A 14860-nucleotide genomic window follows, 5' to 3' on the forward strand; every position below is an offset into this window, starting at 1 on the left:
GATTCGAATCTAAAGGAGAAACCATCATGCAAACCATCAAAAAACTCGCCGCAAGCACTGCGCTCGCCACACTCGTCTTGAGCCTCACCGCCTGCGCCAATATGTCGGGCCAGGATAAAAACACCGCCATCGGCGCGGGCGTCGGCGCCGTTGCCGGCTCCGTGCTGACGGGCGGTAGCGCCGTGGGCGCGGTCGGCGGCGCCGCCGTCGGTGGCGTGATCGGCAACCAGGTCAAACCGAAGTAAGCATAGCTAAAAAAGCGGGACGGGCGCTGCATGGCCCGTCCCGCTTTTTTGCGTCTGCTGACGCGGCAATGCTCACAGCACGCTATATAAACACATTCGCCATGCCGATCGCGCCCACATCCTTGACCAGTTCATAGCAGCGGCAGGAAACCGCTTCCAGTCCGGCCGAATCGAGTATCTCGATATTGCCGCGGCTATAGGTAATCAGTTTTTGCTGCTGCAAGGCACTGGCCGCCTTGGTGACGCCGACCCGGCGCACGCCGAGGGTATGCGCCAGGAATTCGTGGGTCAGATGAAATTTTTCGGATTGCAAACGGTCGCGCGTGATCAGCAGGGAACGGGCCAGGCGCGCTTCGAGCACGTGGAAACGGCTGCAGACGGCGATCTGGATCGCCTGCGCCAGCAAGGTGTCGGTATAGCGGTACAGCAAGCGTTGCAGGGAATCGAGCTGGGCGAATTCGGCGCAAAAATCGTCGCGCGACATGCGGCTGGCGCTACCGGAACGCTGCACCACGGCCCGCACTTGCGCCAGTTCGTGACCGAGGGCAACGGAGGCGCCCATCACGCCTTCGCGGCCGACGGAGCCGACTTCCAGGGTCATGCGCCCCTCGGCCACGGCCAGCAGCGAGATCAGGCAGTCGTCGGGAAAGTAGATGTAGCCGATGGGCTGGCCAGGTTCGTACAGCACCTCGCCCACGTCCACCGTGACGGTGTCGAACAGGGCCGCCAGGTGACGCAGGTCGGACTCGGGCAGGCTGGCCAGCAAACGATTGCCCGCAGCGGAGGGGCTCACGCCCGAGCGGCCTGCTTCACGGGGCAAGTTCATGGTGGCGGTCATAACTGGTTTTGCCTTTTCCTTGGTGTCGTTACATCTCGACATGATTTTTACTTAGGCTACGGTGCAGCCACCGTCCTGTATGTACGGTGACGCACGGAAGCCGATGACACGGAGCAGCACACTGATACAAACGACGAGCAGTAGCACAGCGACACAACAGCCACTTTATTGAAACCAGAAGCACTACAGGAGTACTCCATGACCACCACCAAATCCGCCCATCCACTCGTGCTGGCAGCCGCTGTTGCCGTGCTGCTGTTTTGCGGCGTCGGCACGGCCGCCCTGATGGGCTGGCTGCCTTCCTCGAAAGGCGATGCCCGCCCGCTCGATGCCAGCACTTCCAGCACGCAAATGGCCGCGCTGCAAGCGAACCAGCCACCGGCCGGGATGCAGCCGCTGGCCGCCCTGCCTCAACAGCCGCAACCGCAACAGCCCGAACCGCAAATGGCAGCCGCCGCCCCCGCCACATCGCCAGCGCCGCCGCCCGTCTGCAGCAATTGCGGCGTGGTCGAGTCCATCCATGAAATCGACACACGCGCCTCGGGCAGCGGCGTGGGCGCGGCAGGCGGCGCCGTGGTGGGCGGCTTGCTCGGCCATCAAGTCGGTGGCGGACACGGCCAGCAGATCGCTACCGTACTGGGCGCCATCGGCGGCGCCGTCGCCGGCAACCAGATCGAAGGCAATGTGCGCGCCACGCATAGCTACAACATCGTCGTGCGCCTGGACAATGGCAAGCTGCGCACCGTGCACCAGAACGCCGCGCCAGGCTGGCGCCAGGGCGACCGCGTACGTGTCGTGAATGGCGGCTTGCGCGCGGGCTGAACCCTTGCGTAAGTTTTCCATTTGACAATGTACGTTCGCGTACAGATGCGCTTGCGATGGCAATAGATGATGCAGACAGGTGAATTCCACCGCACAGCGATCAAGGGAGGCAGCATGGAAAACGACAATACGGGCGGCAACAGGATCTGGCTGAGTTTTATCGGCGGCGGCATGCTGGCGACCACGCTCGGCTTTTGCGCGCTGGACCTGTCGCCGTCGCCCGCAATGGCGCCCGCGTTCGGCATCATGCTGCTGCTCACGGGCGGCTTGTTCAGCTGCATGGCTGGCGCCGTCGGCCTGGCCGGCATGCTGGCCTGGATACCCGGCATGACCGAGGTGGAAAACAGACCAGCAATAAGTCAGCTTTATGTACGCCAGCGTACAGTGCGCAAGGCCTACAAGGCAGACAATCCATCATGACAATTTAACTCCAGGAGACTCCATCATGCTTTACACAATCGCCGTAGTACTCATCATTCTCTGGCTGCTGGGCCTGGTAACTTCCTATACCATAGGCGGCTTCATCCATATTCTGCTGGTCGTTGCCGTGATCATGATATTGCTGCGCCTGATCAGCGGGCGAGGTTTATAGACTGGTCCGCTGGCCCGGTCCATGCAATATGGCGAAAGCCGGCGGCGGCGCGCGTGCAAACGGGCGCCGTCTTTGCATGTACTTTTGTATATGTTTGTAAGCAATTGCCAAACAAGACATTTTTGCAGTAACGTGTGCAGGCAAGCTCTGGGCACGCCCCATAACAACACTAGGAGAAAATCCATGAAAGTATTCAAAACCGCCCCTGGCGCCAAAACCGTGGCCGGCATGCTGGCCCTCACCCTGGCCATCTCCGGCTGTGCAGATATGTCTGGCACGCAACGCGGCACGGCCACGGGCGCCGGTGTCGGTGCCGGCCTGGGCGCACTGATCGGCGGCACGACGGGCAATGGCAGCGCCGGCCGTACGGCGGGCGGCGCCTTGCTGGGCGCAGCTGCTGGCGCCGTGGTCGGCAATATCTGGTCGAACCGTATGGAAAACCAGAAACGCACGATGGAACAAGCCACCCAAGGCACGGGCGTGCAAGTAACGCAAACGGCCGATAACCGCCTGAAAATGGAAATCCCCAGCGATATCTCTTTCGATACCAACCGCGCCGACATCAAGGGCAATTTCCGCCCCATCCTCGACCGCTTCGCTGCCACCCTGAACGACAATCCGAATACCACCGTCAGCATCATCGGCCATACGGATAACACCGGCAGCGACGCCATCAACCAGCCCTTGTCGGTAGAACGTGCGGCCCATACGCGCGACTACCTGGCCATGCGCGGCGTCTCGCCGACCCGCATCGTCACCGAAGGGCGCGGTTCGCGCGAACCGATCGCCTCGAATGCCGACGCGAATAGCCGCGCGCGCAATCGCCGCGTGGAAATCTATGTAGCCGAACTGGCGCCACGCTAAGTTTTCTCTGAACTTCCATAAAAAAAAACCGCTGGCAGTTGCTTGCCAGCGGTTTTTTTACGTCAAGACGATTACTTCGACGTCGTTGCCTTGGTCCCGCTCTCGCTGTCCTTGGCGACCTTGGCAAAATCGCCCGCAGTCACGATCGATACGGCTTCCGGCTTCAGGTAGTCGCGCAAGCCCTGGTTCACCTGCGCCAGGGTCAGGGCGGACACTTTCGCTTCCAGGGACTTGTCATACGCCATGGTGCGCTCTTCCGCCAGATAGCCTGCCAGTTCGCGCGCCAGGCCAGTATCTTGCGTACGGCCAACTTCTTTCGATTGCAGCCAGCCTTTTTTCGCTTCGACCAGTTCGGCTTCCGTAAAGCCATCGGCCAGTACCTTGGCGATTTCTTCGCGCAGGGCCGCTTCGACCTTGACCGTATTTTGCGGCGCGCTGATGGCATACGCCATCCAGTAACCGGCCGCCTCCCGCGACGGCACGTTCAGTTGTGAAGAAACACCGTACGACAAGCCTTCCTTCTGGCGGATGCGGTCAGCCAGACGGCTGCGCAGGGCGCCGCCACCGAGCATATGGTTAGCCATCAGCAAGGCTGGATAGACGGCAGCGTCATCCTTGAGGGGAAGCGGCTGGACCGCGAACAGCACACTGTTGGCCTTGTCCGGTGTTTCCAGGGTGATTTTCTGGCCGCTCACCGGTTTCACGGCAACCGGAATGCGCACATACGGCTGGGCTGCTTTCCAGTTGCCGTACAGGCTGGCCACTTGCGCTTTCAATGCGGCCGCATCGAAGTCGCCCACGGCGGAAAAAGTGGCATTCGAGGTGCCATAGTAGGCATCGTGGAAAGCTTTCACGTCGGCAACCGTGACAGCTTTCAAGCTGGCCAGTTCGGCCGGCAGCGTAGCCACGTGGCGTACATGGCCTTCCGGCGTGGCGTCGAGCAGGCGGCGGAAGGCATTGATTGCCTGCGGTTGCGGTTCAGGCAAATCCTGTTCCGCGCGGGCCACGCGCTCACGCTGCAGCTCAGCAAATTCCGTCTCGCTCAAGGCCGGTTTTTGCAGCACCTGCGCCAGCAGTTCCATCGCCGCTGGCAAGTTGTCGCGCTTGCCCACCAGCATGGCTGTTACGCCTTCCGGACCACCCTGGATATTCACTTGCGTGCCCAGCTGATCGAACTTGTCCTTGACTTCCTGGCGCGACAATTGCTCGGTACCACGCACCAGCAGGTTGGCCGTGTAAGCGCCGACGGCAGCCTTGCCGCGCAAGCTCTCTTCCGTGCCCAGTTGCAGTTTCAATACCACGCTGACCGTATTGCCCTTGGTTTTCTTCGGCAGCAAAGCGCCTTTCAAGCCATTCGGCAAGGTGAAACGCGTGGTGCGCGCTTCGATATTGTCCGGGCTGGGGTCAAACGCTTCGCCCTGCGCCACCACCGCGCGCCCCGTGTAGCCAGCCAGTTGCGGCGCCACGTCGGCATAGGCAGGCACGACGGTGCGGTCTGGCGTATCGGTCGGAATGAAGCGCCCCAGAGTGCGGTTCGAGGTTTTCAGGTATTTTTCAGCTGCTGCCTGCACTTGCGCCGCCGTCACTTTTTCAAGCTGGTCGCGCTGCAGGAAGAACAGACGCCAGTCGCCGGCCGCCAGCGATTCGGTCAGGGCGATGGTCAGGCGCGCCGTATTCGAGGTCGCCAGTTCGATCTGCTTGTGCATGTTTTGCTTCACGCGCGCCACTTCGGCGTCCGTCACCGGATGCGACTTCATGTCTTCCAGCACGGCCAGCATGGCGGCCTGAGCTGCGTCCAGGTCGCCGCCTACCGGCACCAGCGCGCCAAACAGATTGTAGCCAGGCTCCAGGTTGCTGACCGAATTGAATTCGACCTTGCTGGCCAGCTTGGTTTCCACCAGCGCCTTGTGCAAACGGCCCGATGGCGCATCGGTCAGCACTTCACCGAGCACTTCAATGGCCACCGCTTCCGGGTTGCCCGATGGCGCCACATGGTAGCCGGCGCCGACGAACTGCGTGCCGCCGCTGCGGCGCACCGTCACGGAACGCTCGCCATCCTGCACCGGTTCGGCCGTGTAGGTCGCATCGATCACGCGCGTGGGTTTGGGTATCTTGCCAAACAAATCATTGATCTGCTTCAATACCTTGGCTTCGTCGAAGCGGCCCGCCACCATCAGCACGGCGTTATCAGGCTGGTAATACTTGTGATAAAACGCGCGCAAACGGGGAATATTGACTTGCTCGATATCGGAACGGGCGCCGATGGTCGACTTGCCATAGTTGTGCCAATCGTAGGCGACTGCCTGGATGCGCTCGCTGGTCACACGGATCGGATTGCTCTCGCCCATCTCGAACTCATTGCGCACCACCGTCATTTCACCCTTCTGGGTGGTGGGATTCCACAGGTCGTTCTGGTCGATGGCGGCGTTGACCATACGGTCTGCTTCCAGTGCCAGCATCTGGCGCAGATTGTCGTCGTTGGCCGGGAAGGTGGCGTAGTAATTGGTACGGTCGTACCAAGTGGTGCCGTTGAACTGCGCGCCCGTGGAATTCAACACTTCGACCGGGGTTTTGGTCCCCTTCTTGATGCCGAAATTGGCGCTGGGCTTGAACAGCAAATGCTCGAGCAAGTGGGCCATGCCCGTTTCGCCATAGTTTTCATGGCGCGAACCGACCAGATAAACGATGTTGGTGGTCAGGGTAGGCTTGCTGGCGTCGGGGAACAGCAGCACGCGCAAGCCATTGGCCAGGCGGTATTCGGTAATGCCTTCGACCGAAGTGACCTTGACGGCGGCGGCAGGCGCAACGGTTTTCTGGGTCTTGACGGTTTCAGCAGGGGTGGCGGCAAAGGCCAGCGATGGCAATATGGTCGGCGACAATATGCCGGCGGCAAGCAAAAGAGCGGTAATCGGTTTCAAGTCGGCTTCCTGATAACACTACGTTAATATAAAAAAACGAAACAGCGCACGGTACAGACATAAGAATATTCATGGCATCAGCGCTGCGTCTTCGCCGATCAGTGAAATTATTACTCTTCAACAATTTACGGCAAGCTTGCCAATTACGCAAGGGCTGGTCACGGGACCGTCATATGCCCGTGTTATACTCGACCGTTCCAGAACTATCTGCCTGTATATGAGACGAGCTCTCGTCCTGCTCTGCCTTCTTGTTTTCACCGTACTTCCCCAGGCATACGCCAGCATGGCGATCGCCAGCCCTGCCCTGTCCCAGCCTGTTGCTGCGGCCGGCGACATCGTTACGCCCACAGATTTCCAGCAGGCTGAAGACCGTTACAGCACCGAAGAACTCGATCACGATCCCATCACGCCGTCGCACGCGCTGCGCCAGGCCATGCCGTTTTACGCCATCATCTGGCAAGCGGGACCCGGTGCACTTTCCGAAGCGGACGTGCGGCCGGCCATGCGCCCGCCGCGCGTCCGCCACTGATCAGCATGCTTCATACATGATACGTGCCTGAGGGACTGCACCGCCAGGCAAGCTCGACACTTTTGATTTTATATTGACAAGGTTACACACATGGAATGGTTATTTGACCCGACAATCTGGGTCGGCCTGCTGACGCTGGTCGTACTGGAAATCGTACTGGGCATCGACAACCTGATTTTCATCGCCATCCTGGCCGAGAAACTGCCGCCGCATCAGCGCGACAAGGCCAGGGTGCTGGGGCTGACCCTGGCGCTGGTCATGCGGCTGGGCTTGCTGACCCTGATTTCCTGGCTGGTGACGCTGACCACGCCGCTATTTTCTCTCTGGCAATTCTCATTTTCAGGGCGCGATTTGATCTTGCTGGCCGGTGGCCTGTTCCTGCTGTTCAAGGCGACGACCGAGTTGCACGAACGCCTGGAAGGCGTCACGCATGCCGAAACCGGCCCCAAGGTGTATGCGGGCTTCGGCCTGGTGGTGGCGCAAATCGTCGTGCTCGACGCCGTGTTTTCGCTCGACGCCGTGATCACGGCCGTGGGCATGGTGGACAATCTGTACGTGATGATGGCTGCCGTCATCATTTCCATCGGCGTCATGATGGCCGCCTCCAAGGTGCTGACGCGTTTTGTGAACGCCCACCCGACCGTGGTCGTGCTATGCCTGAGCTTTTTGCTGATGATCGGCCTGTCGCTGATCGCCGAAGGCCTGGGTTTCCATATTCCAAAAGGCTATCTGTATGCCGCCATCGGTTTCTCGATAGTGATCGAATTTTTCAATCAGCTGGCGCGCCGCAACTTCCTCAAATTGCAATCGTCGACGCCGCTGCGCGACCGCACGGCGCAAGCGGTGCTGAGCCTGCTGGGTGGCCGCAAGGGCCGCGAAGTGGTCGAAGAGCATGAAGTGCAGGCGCAGCTCGACACGTCGGCCTTCGGCGTGGCAGAACGCAATATGGTCAGCGGCGTACTGACCCTGGCGGAACGCTCGATCCGCTCGGTGATGACGCCGCGCGGCGATGTGTCGTGGGTGAACCTGAACGACAGCAGCGAAAAGATGCTGCAATTGCTGCGCGAAACACCGCATAGCATGATTCCCGTCTGTAATGACGACCTGGACAATGTGGTCGGCATCGCCCGCAGCAAGGATTTGATCGAAGACCTGGTGTCGCACGGCGAAATCGATCCGCTCAGCATGCGCGAAGCCATCGTCATGCCGGAAGCGGCCGGCGTCTTGAAAGCCATGGAAACCCTGAAGCGCTCGCGCGGCCAGCTGGTGCTGGTGGTCGATGAATTCGGCACCGTGCAGGGCGTGCTCACGCCTATCGATATTCTGGAAGCCATCGCCGGCGAATTCCCCGACGAAGACGAGCAGCCCGACGTGGAAATGCTGGGCACCGATCATTGGCGCATCGACGGCGCGACGGACTTGCATTATCTGGAGCAAGTGTTCGAAAAAGATACCCTGGTCAGCGAAGATGGCGAATACAACTCGCTGGCCGGCTACCTGCTGGCGCATTTTGAAAACATGCCGGCCGTGGGTGAAGTGCTGGAACTGGACGGTTTCCGCTACGAAATCCTGGAAGCGGACGAACGCCGCATTGCCAGCGTGGACGTGCGCCGCATTGCGGTCGAAAACACGCTGTAGATCACAACTTGTAACAAAACGGCAAGCGTGCCGCGCTTGCCATACCGTATGCTGGGGTCTGCCACATCAGGAGATTCCCAATGACACCTTCCTTGCTACGTTTGACCTTGCTGGCCTGCGCTGCGCTGGCCAGCCAGGCCCACGCCCAGACGCCTGCCCCCGTGATCAAGCCGGGGCTATGGCAAATCGACAATCAGATGAGTTCGCCCGACGCCGCCACCAACAACGCCATGTCCATGGTGTTGCAGCAGCTGGGCAACCTGCCACCGGATCAGCGCAAGAACCTGGAAGCGATGGCCGCCAGCAACGGCGTGGCCATGCCCACCGTGGGCGCCGATGGGGCCGTGCGCGTGACGGCCTGCGTGACGCCGGCCATGGCCGCGCGCCAGCAAATCCCTACCGGACAGCCCGGAAATTGCCAGTCGAACAATGTTCCGGTAGCCGGCGGCATGAACGTGGCGTTCAGCTGCACCAATCCCAAATCGAGCGGCACCGGCAAGGTGGTGTTCAACGGCGACCAGGCTTTCAATATGCAATTGAACGTGACGACCAGCGCACGCGGCACGCCGGAACAGGTGAATGTGGCCAGCACGGGCAAGTGGCTAGGAAGCACCTGTCAAAAACCATAATGTACGACGCATGACAAAACCGTCGCGCAGCAGGTTTTGTCAGGTGTCATCAAAAACCGTGACGGAAACCCATATTGAAGGCCGAGTCCCCACGGCCCGCATCGCTGGCATTGCCCACCGTGTAATGGGCGCCGTTCTTGTTGCGGATCTTGGCGTAGGACGCGTAGAAATCGCTGCGCTTCGATAGTGCATAGGTCAGGCCCACGGCAAACTGGGTAGCGTCGCGGTTGGCCAGGTCGCGGTCATCCTTGTGCACATACGAGGCCAGCAGCTTGAAGCCGCTCACGGGCACCGACACGCCCAATAACGTATCGCGGCTGTCCGAAGACGACATCGACAGCGCCAGCGAGCTGTAGGCATTGCTGGGGTCCCATGGCGAACTGCCATAACCCTTGTTCACGCCGACGGCAGCAAAGGCCGTGGCCACGCCCAGGTCGACATTCGCCGCCACCAAAGTATTGCGCGCCGACATGTCGATCGAGGGAGCACTGCTGGTGGCCAGGATCAGGCTATTCTTGCGCTGGTGCGACACGCTGATATTCACGGCGCCGGCCGAGTAGCCGATGGTGGCGCCATAGGCGCGGTTATTCGCGCTGCTATAGGGTGTCTCGCCGAAACTGTAGATGGCCGACGCGCTGATGCCGCGCAAGGCCGGCGTGACGTATTTGACAGTGTTGTCGTAGCGTTTCACGCTGTAGCCAGCCAGATTGCTGGCGCTGCCCGCCATGCCGCCCTTGAACGGGTCGGCCACATCGGTCAGGGCCAGGTATTGCGGGTTGTACTGGCGGCCCAGGGTCAGGGCGCCCAAACGGCTGTCCAGGCCCACATAGGCCTGGCGGCCGAACAAGCGGCCATCCTGGTCCGACTGGCCCGTATCGTTGAGCACGCCCGCTTCCAGCGTATAGACGGCGGCCACATCATTGCCCAGGGCTTCACGGCCCTGCACGCCCAGGCGCGAGCCGGAGGCGACACCGCCCGAGACCTTGCTGCTGGCGCAATCGCTGGTACAGCCGCGTTCGGCCACGATGCCCGCATCGAGCACGCCATAGACGGTGGCGCTGGAGCCTGTCTGGGCCTGCGCCGATAGCGCACATGGCCCGAATCCCATCACAGCAAGCGCGAAATACGAAGGCTTCATGATAAATATCTCGGTGACGTGAAAAGAAAACTTCCCGGTATTGATCAAGATCAAGCACGCTGTGCATTACGACCTTAGTGTCACTTTATCCTCCCTTTTTAGCAAGCAATCTGTGCGGTGCACAACAGAAAACCCAGCCTAGCCCCGGAAAGGGCGTCGCATACTGACAACAGACAAATAGTGACCATGATTGCGTCTTTTGCTGCAAAATAAGGGAAAAAGCAGAGCCTGTCTTGCATCAAGGTTCGTTGCCGAACGTTGCGTGATTTGACGCAGGCAGTACACTACTGGTTTTACCGACAGCGGCTCGCCCGTTTTTCCTGCATGCTAGCTATCCTCGAACGCATTGATCCCTACACCAGCAACATCGACTTGCTGGTGGAATTATTTAACTCACTGCGTCCCAAGCGACCGCACGACAGCGCCACCGCCATCGCCAATGTGCGCACCCTGCGCCAACTGCTCAAAGGCAACCCCGACCAAGCCCGCGCCCTGCATGAATACGTGCTGCGCGTGCTGGCCGCGCGCCGCCACGCCAGCCTCTACACCGACATCGGCGTGCTGTCGAACAGCGGCTTTTTTACCGAACTGAAACGCCGCATCGCCTACCGCATGCTGCCGCCCGCGCTGGGCGATGAATACCTGAACGACGCGCTCGACCAGGTGCTGTACCTGAAAACCGATTACCTCTGGATCAGCAATGTGCCGGCCGCCGACTGGCTGGAACTGTTCGATGTGCTGACGGCAGACGAGATCGAACTGGCTGTGGGCGATGGCAATATCATGCTGCCCGGCATGCTCGACGCCATCCGCACCCTGTCCTACCGCGTCTGCGCGATGGGCCTGGAACCGGAATTGACACGTTTCCATAATGAAATCGAAGTCTTCCAGTCGCCGTTCATGGTGCAAAACACGGAAGTGAACGCCTACCTCGATGCCTACACCAAACTGTTGCATGGCGATCCTGAGCCAATCGAAGATGCGCGCCATTTGCTGGTGATGCTGGACCAGTGCGACGCCGTGATCGCCAAGATACGCAAGAAAGCCTTGTACCAGGGCACCAGCATTCCCCTCACCTATCTGCTGGTGGCCCTGGCGCAAAGCATAGACCGCTTGCGCAAACTACTGTTCCTGGTCGATACCAGCGGCGAACTGCCCGGCTCGCCCAATGTCGATATCGCCGCCGTGACGGTGGACGCCACGCAAGATTTAATCGACGCGCTCCCCATCAGCCGCCGCCGCGCGGGCGCCGTCTCGCTGGCACTGGAACTGATCAGCGCGCACAACAACAAATACAAGGTCAGCGACCTGTTTTCCGACAATATCAACTTGCTGGCCCGTAACGTAACGGAAAACGCCAGCCGCACCGGTGAGCACTACATCGCGGAAAACCGCCGTGAAATGGGCGCCATGTTCCTGTCGTCGGCGGGCGCCGGCGTGATCATCGGCTTCATGGCGCTGTTCAAGATATTGATGTCGTATTTGCGCTCGGCGCCACTGGTCGAAGCCTTCATGTTCAGCATGAATTACTCGGTCGGCTTCATGTTCATCCACCTGCTGCACTTCACGGTGGCCACCAAGCAACCAGCCATGACGGCCTCGCGCATCGCCGCCGGCCTGCACAGCAAGGATGGCAGGAATATCGACCTCGACAGCATGGCGGAACTGATCACCAAAGTGTTCCGCACGCAAAACATGGCCGTGCTGGGCAACCTGGCCACGGCGATTCCCACCGCCTGGCTGATCGCCCTGGGTTATAAGGCGATCACCGGCCATCACCTCGTGTCGCCCGACAAGGCCATGCACTTGCTGCACGATATAGACCCGATCGGCACGCCGGCCGTGTTTTACGCCATGATCGCCGGCGTATGCCTGTTCGTGGCCGGCCTGATTTCGGGCTACTATGACAACCAGGCCCTGTACACGCGCTGGGCCCAGCGCATCGCGCAATTACGCGGCCTGGGCCGTGTGATCGGCCAGGAAAGGCTGCAGCGCCTGGGCCTGTATCTGGAAAACAACCTCGGTGGTTTGATGGGTAACTTCTATTTCGGTATCTTGCTGGGCACCATAGGCACCCTGGGTTTCCTGGTGGGCCTGCCCATCGATATCCGCCACATCACTTTCTCGGCAGCCAACTTCGCCACCGCCCTGGTGGGACTCGATCACCACATGAGCTGGCAACTGGCCGTCAAATCGCTGTCCGGCATCTTCGCCATCGGCACGGCCAACCTGCTGGTCAGCTTCGGCCTGGCGCTGTGGGTCGCCCTGCGTTCGCGCCAGGTACGTTTCAAGCATGGCGTGCAATTGCTGAAAATCCTCGGCAAGCGTTTCCTGAGGTCACCCATCACCTTCTTCTTCGGTAGCAAAAATCCGCCGCCACCGGCACTGGCCGATGAATCGGCCGGCGCCTCACCACCCAGAGGCCACAAATGACAAAGAGGCGCATGCGATCTTATTACCCATTGATCCTGCTGTGCTGGATCATCGCCGCATGCGCCTCCTTGCCCAATGTTAAAAACCTCAATACCGAGCTGACACCCGCCGCCACGCCCAAAGTGATCACCGGCAAGGGCGCCGTGCTCAGCGTCAACAGCCGGGCCGCCCTGCTCAACAAGCGCTGGGCCAAGTCCGGCATGGATTTGAAGACCCAGGCCGCGCTGGAAGAAGCGGCCACCGGCGTGCCCTTGATCAAGGGCAACAAGGTCACCCTGCTGTTTGACGGCCCGCAAACCATGGCGGAAATGTTCAAGGCCATCAGCGAAGCCAGGAGCAGCATCAACCTGGAAACCTATATCTTCGACCAGGACCCGCTGGGCCTGAAGTTTGCCGACATGCTGATCGCCAAGCAGCAAGCAGGCGTGACCGTCAACGTGATCTACGACAGCGTGGGCACCATCGGCGTGCCGCAAGCGTTTTTTGACCGCATGCGCGCAGCCGGCGTGCACCTGGTGGCCTTCAACCCCGTCAACCCGGCCAAGCTGCGCGGCGATGAATGGAAGATCAATAACCGCGACCACCGCAAGGTGCTGATCGTCGACGGCAAGACCGCCTTCACGGGCGGCGTCAATATCAGCGACACCTACGCCAAGAGCTCGCTGTTCCGTTCCAAATCCAAGGACAAGGACAAGGACGACGTGGGCTGGCGCGATACCCACGTGAAAGTCGAAGGCCCGGCCGTGGCCGCCTTCCAGTGGCTGTTCATCCGCACCTGGGCCCAGCAGGATGCGGCCGACCTGCCAGACGGCAATTACTTTCCCGTGCTATCGGAAGTAGGCGACAAGCTGGTGCGCGTGGTGGCCAGCGAACCGGGCGGCGGCTTTGAAATCTACAAGGCCTACATCCTGGCGATCCAGGAAGCGAAGAAATCGATCCATATCACCTCCGCCTATTTCGTACCCGACGAACAAACGGTCGCCGCCCTGATCGCTGCCGCCAAACGGGGCGTGGACGTGAAAGTGGTGTTGCCCGGCGTCTCAGACAGCGGCCTGGTATTTCACGCGGGCCACGCCCTGTACGACCAGTTGCTGGCTGGCGGCATCCGCATCTTCCACTTGAAACTGGCCGTGCTGCACGCCAAGACGGCCGTCATCGACGGCGCCTGGTCAACCGTCGGCTCGACCAATATCGACATGCGCAGCTTCCTGCACAACAGCGAGCTGAACGTGGTAGTGCTGGGCGACAGTTTCGGGCGCGAAATGGAAAACGCCTTCCAGGAAGACTTGCGCGATTCGGAAGAAATCACCAAGGCAAAATGGGAAGCGCGACCATTGTCGGACCGCATCAAGGAATGGTCGGCCCGCTTCATGAATTATTGGCTGTAGTTCAATACCCTATATTCGCCATGGCTTTATAGCGTAACGGCAAGGCGCTATTCAAGGCCAGCACTTTTTCCAGGATAGCGGCGGCCGGCGTGCCCTTGCTACGTTCGGCATGCAGCAATGCATCACGCGCCTTGGCGGCCGACGCAGCAGTCTCCGAAACATATGCTTGCGACTGCGGCGTTTGCAGCTCGCCGGAAACGCTGTAGCGCACGGCCGGCCATTGCGAAATATCAATCAGCGGAAACGCCCCACTCTCGGGCGCCGTACTAAACGCCAGCAGCTTTTCCGCTTTGACCGGATCCGCCTTGGCAGCATTCAATAATTGCGCACGGTAATTGGTGCTCTCGGCGTTACTTGCCTGGCTGGCAGCGGCTGGCCGCGCTGCTTGCGCCTGCGTGACGGAAGCGAAAAGCTCGGAAAAAGATTTCTTTCCCGCGCCAGTGGCTGCCTGATACGGCCGCTGATAAGCGGGCGTCAAGGTCACGGTGCTTGTATCGATCAACATGCGCTCTCCTTTCATCTATTGCCTCGATTGCAAGTTTGCAAGTTTGCAGACTGGGAGGCAATCTCGGCGGGAGAGGCAAAAACACCGTGCTATTCGGCTATTGGGCAAGGCCAACTGATACCTGCACAAGCAAATCCTGCACCACTTTGCCACGTTGTAGTATCCCATTTTTTCCCATGACAATTGTTACCGGGTGGTGCGCCACGATCACGCGGGTCAGCGAAATTGTCAAGACCCGCTTGGTTATAAACGCGTTTAACGAATAATTCCGGCTTTTCCGCCTGCCATTTCTTCATCGCCTGCACCGGCGTTTCATTATTC

General features: G+C 60.1%; 14 protein-coding genes and 1 pseudogene. 10 read left to right on the plus strand and 5 right to left on the minus strand.

Annotated elements, in window-relative coordinates; all coding sequences use genetic code 11:
- Positions 1-26 precede the first annotated feature (26 nt).
- Positions 27-245: a glycine zipper 2TM domain-containing protein gene (locus HDE72_RS26870; protein ID WP_183748488.1), complete on the plus strand. Its 219-nt coding sequence runs from the start codon at positions 27-29 to the stop codon at positions 243-245.
- Positions 246-327: 82 nt separating this feature from the next.
- On the opposite strand, the gene HDE72_RS26875 is transcribed toward HDE72_RS26870, so the two are convergent.
- The gene (locus tag HDE72_RS26875; protein WP_183748490.1) at positions 328-1071 is read right to left on the minus strand and encodes a Crp/Fnr family transcriptional regulator; all 744 of its coding nucleotides are present in this window, start codon (positions 1069-1071) and stop codon (positions 328-330) included.
- 210 nt (positions 1072-1281) lie between these two features.
- Here HDE72_RS26875 and HDE72_RS26880 point away from each other — a divergent pair, with 210 nt between their 5' ends.
- The 4 genes from HDE72_RS26880 to HDE72_RS26895 all read left to right on the plus strand — a co-directional run bounded on the left by HDE72_RS26880 (position 1282) and on the right by HDE72_RS26895 (position 3361).
- Entirely contained in the window at positions 1282-1905 is a 624-nt protein-coding gene (locus HDE72_RS26880) for an outer membrane lipoprotein (RefSeq protein WP_183748493.1), read from the plus strand.
- Positions 1906-2019: 114 nt separating this feature from the next.
- A complete protein-coding gene (locus HDE72_RS26885; RefSeq protein ID WP_183748495.1) occupies positions 2020-2325 on the plus strand; it encodes a hypothetical protein in 306 nt (101 codons plus the stop codon).
- Between the two features lie 25 nt (positions 2326-2350).
- The gene (locus HDE72_RS26890) at positions 2351-2497 is read left to right on the plus strand and encodes a lmo0937 family membrane protein (protein ID WP_121670992.1); all 147 of its coding nucleotides are present in this window, start codon (positions 2351-2353) and stop codon (positions 2495-2497) included.
- Positions 2498-2725: 228 nt separating this feature from the next.
- Positions 2726-3361: a YiaD family glycine zipper/OmpA-like lipoprotein gene (locus HDE72_RS26895; RefSeq protein ID WP_465053043.1), complete on the plus strand. Its 636-nt coding sequence runs from the start codon at positions 2726-2728 to the stop codon at positions 3359-3361.
- A 71-nt stretch (positions 3362-3432) separates the two neighbouring features.
- Here HDE72_RS26895 and HDE72_RS26900 read toward each other — a convergent pair whose 3' ends face one another.
- A complete protein-coding gene (locus tag HDE72_RS26900) occupies positions 3433-6279 on the minus strand; it encodes a M16 family metallopeptidase (protein WP_183748499.1) in 2847 nt (948 codons plus the stop codon).
- Positions 6280-6562: 283 nt separating this feature from the next.
- On the opposite strand from HDE72_RS26900, the gene HDE72_RS26905 reads away from it, so the two are divergent.
- The 3 genes from HDE72_RS26905 to HDE72_RS26915 all read left to right on the plus strand — a co-directional run bounded on the left by HDE72_RS26905 (position 6563) and on the right by HDE72_RS26915 (position 9075).
- Positions 6563-6808, plus strand: coding sequence for a hypothetical protein (locus HDE72_RS26905; RefSeq protein WP_183748501.1), 246 nt, complete (start codon positions 6563-6565; stop codon positions 6806-6808).
- A gap of 90 nt (positions 6809-6898) precedes the next feature.
- On the plus strand, positions 6899-8446 hold the full coding sequence (locus HDE72_RS26910) for a TerC family protein (RefSeq protein ID WP_183748503.1): 1548 nt from the start codon (positions 6899-6901) through the stop codon (positions 8444-8446).
- 80 nt (positions 8447-8526) lie between these two features.
- Positions 8527-9075: a DUF3617 domain-containing protein gene (locus HDE72_RS26915; RefSeq protein WP_183748505.1), complete on the plus strand. Its 549-nt coding sequence runs from the start codon at positions 8527-8529 to the stop codon at positions 9073-9075.
- A gap of 49 nt (positions 9076-9124) precedes the next feature.
- Here the strand turns inward: HDE72_RS26915 and HDE72_RS26920 are convergent, their stop codons facing one another.
- Positions 9125-10213, minus strand: a complete 1089-nt coding sequence (locus tag HDE72_RS26920) for a porin (RefSeq protein WP_183748507.1) — start codon at positions 10211-10213, stop codon at positions 9125-9127.
- Between the two features lie 324 nt (positions 10214-10537).
- On the opposite strand from HDE72_RS26920, the gene HDE72_RS26925 reads away from it, so the two are divergent.
- Both HDE72_RS26925 and cls read left to right on the plus strand, forming a co-directional pair.
- Positions 10538-12646, plus strand: a complete 2109-nt coding sequence (locus HDE72_RS26925; RefSeq protein WP_183748529.1) for a site-specific recombinase — start codon at positions 10538-10540, stop codon at positions 12644-12646.
- Positions 12643-14034 (plus strand): cardiolipin synthase, encoded by a 1392-nt coding sequence (cls, locus tag HDE72_RS26930; protein ID WP_183748531.1) that lies wholly within the window; start codon positions 12643-12645, stop codon positions 14032-14034. Before HDE72_RS26925 ends, cls begins: the two co-directional genes overlap by 4 nt.
- 1 nt (position 14035) lies before the next feature.
- Here cls and HDE72_RS26935 read toward each other — a convergent pair whose 3' ends face one another.
- Entirely contained in the window at positions 14036-14539 is a 504-nt protein-coding gene (locus HDE72_RS26935; RefSeq protein WP_183748533.1) for a hypothetical protein, read from the minus strand.
- 89 nt (positions 14540-14628) lie between these two features.
- Positions 14629-14860, minus strand: a pseudogene (locus HDE72_RS26940) (hypothetical protein); the annotation flags it as partial.

Origin of the sequence: Janthinobacterium saanense, from assembly GCF_014200675.1 — a bacterium.
GTDB lineage: Bacteria > Pseudomonadota > Gammaproteobacteria > Burkholderiales > Burkholderiaceae_D > Janthinobacterium.

Coding starts and splice junctions, on each gene's coding strand:
- HDE72_RS26870 (WP_183748488.1), top strand. CDS start 27: ATGCAAACCATCAAAAAACTCGCCGCAAGCACTGCGCTCGCCACACTC.
- HDE72_RS26875 (WP_183748490.1), bottom strand. CDS start 1,071: ATGAACTTGCCCCGTGAAGCAGGCCGCTCGGGCGTGAGCCCCTCCGCT.
- HDE72_RS26880 (WP_183748493.1), top strand. CDS start 1,282: ATGACCACCACCAAATCCGCCCATCCACTCGTGCTGGCAGCCGCTGTT.
- HDE72_RS26885 (WP_183748495.1), top strand. CDS start 2,020: ATGGAAAACGACAATACGGGCGGCAACAGGATCTGGCTGAGTTTTATC.
- HDE72_RS26890 (WP_121670992.1), top strand. CDS start 2,351: ATGCTTTACACAATCGCCGTAGTACTCATCATTCTCTGGCTGCTGGGC.
- HDE72_RS26895 (WP_465053043.1), top strand. CDS start 2,726: ATGCTGGCCCTCACCCTGGCCATCTCCGGCTGTGCAGATATGTCTGGC.
- HDE72_RS26905 (WP_183748501.1), top strand. CDS start 6,563: ATGGCGATCGCCAGCCCTGCCCTGTCCCAGCCTGTTGCTGCGGCCGGC.
- HDE72_RS26910 (WP_183748503.1), top strand. CDS start 6,899: ATGGAATGGTTATTTGACCCGACAATCTGGGTCGGCCTGCTGACGCTG.
- HDE72_RS26915 (WP_183748505.1), top strand. CDS start 8,527: ATGACACCTTCCTTGCTACGTTTGACCTTGCTGGCCTGCGCTGCGCTG.
- HDE72_RS26920 (WP_183748507.1), bottom strand. CDS start 10,213: ATGAAGCCTTCGTATTTCGCGCTTGCTGTGATGGGATTCGGGCCATGT.
- HDE72_RS26925 (WP_183748529.1), top strand. CDS start 10,538: ATGCTAGCTATCCTCGAACGCATTGATCCCTACACCAGCAACATCGAC.
- cls (WP_183748531.1), top strand. CDS start 12,643: ATGACAAAGAGGCGCATGCGATCTTATTACCCATTGATCCTGCTGTGC.
- HDE72_RS26935 (WP_183748533.1), bottom strand. CDS start 14,539: ATGTTGATCGATACAAGCACCGTGACCTTGACGCCCGCTTATCAGCGG.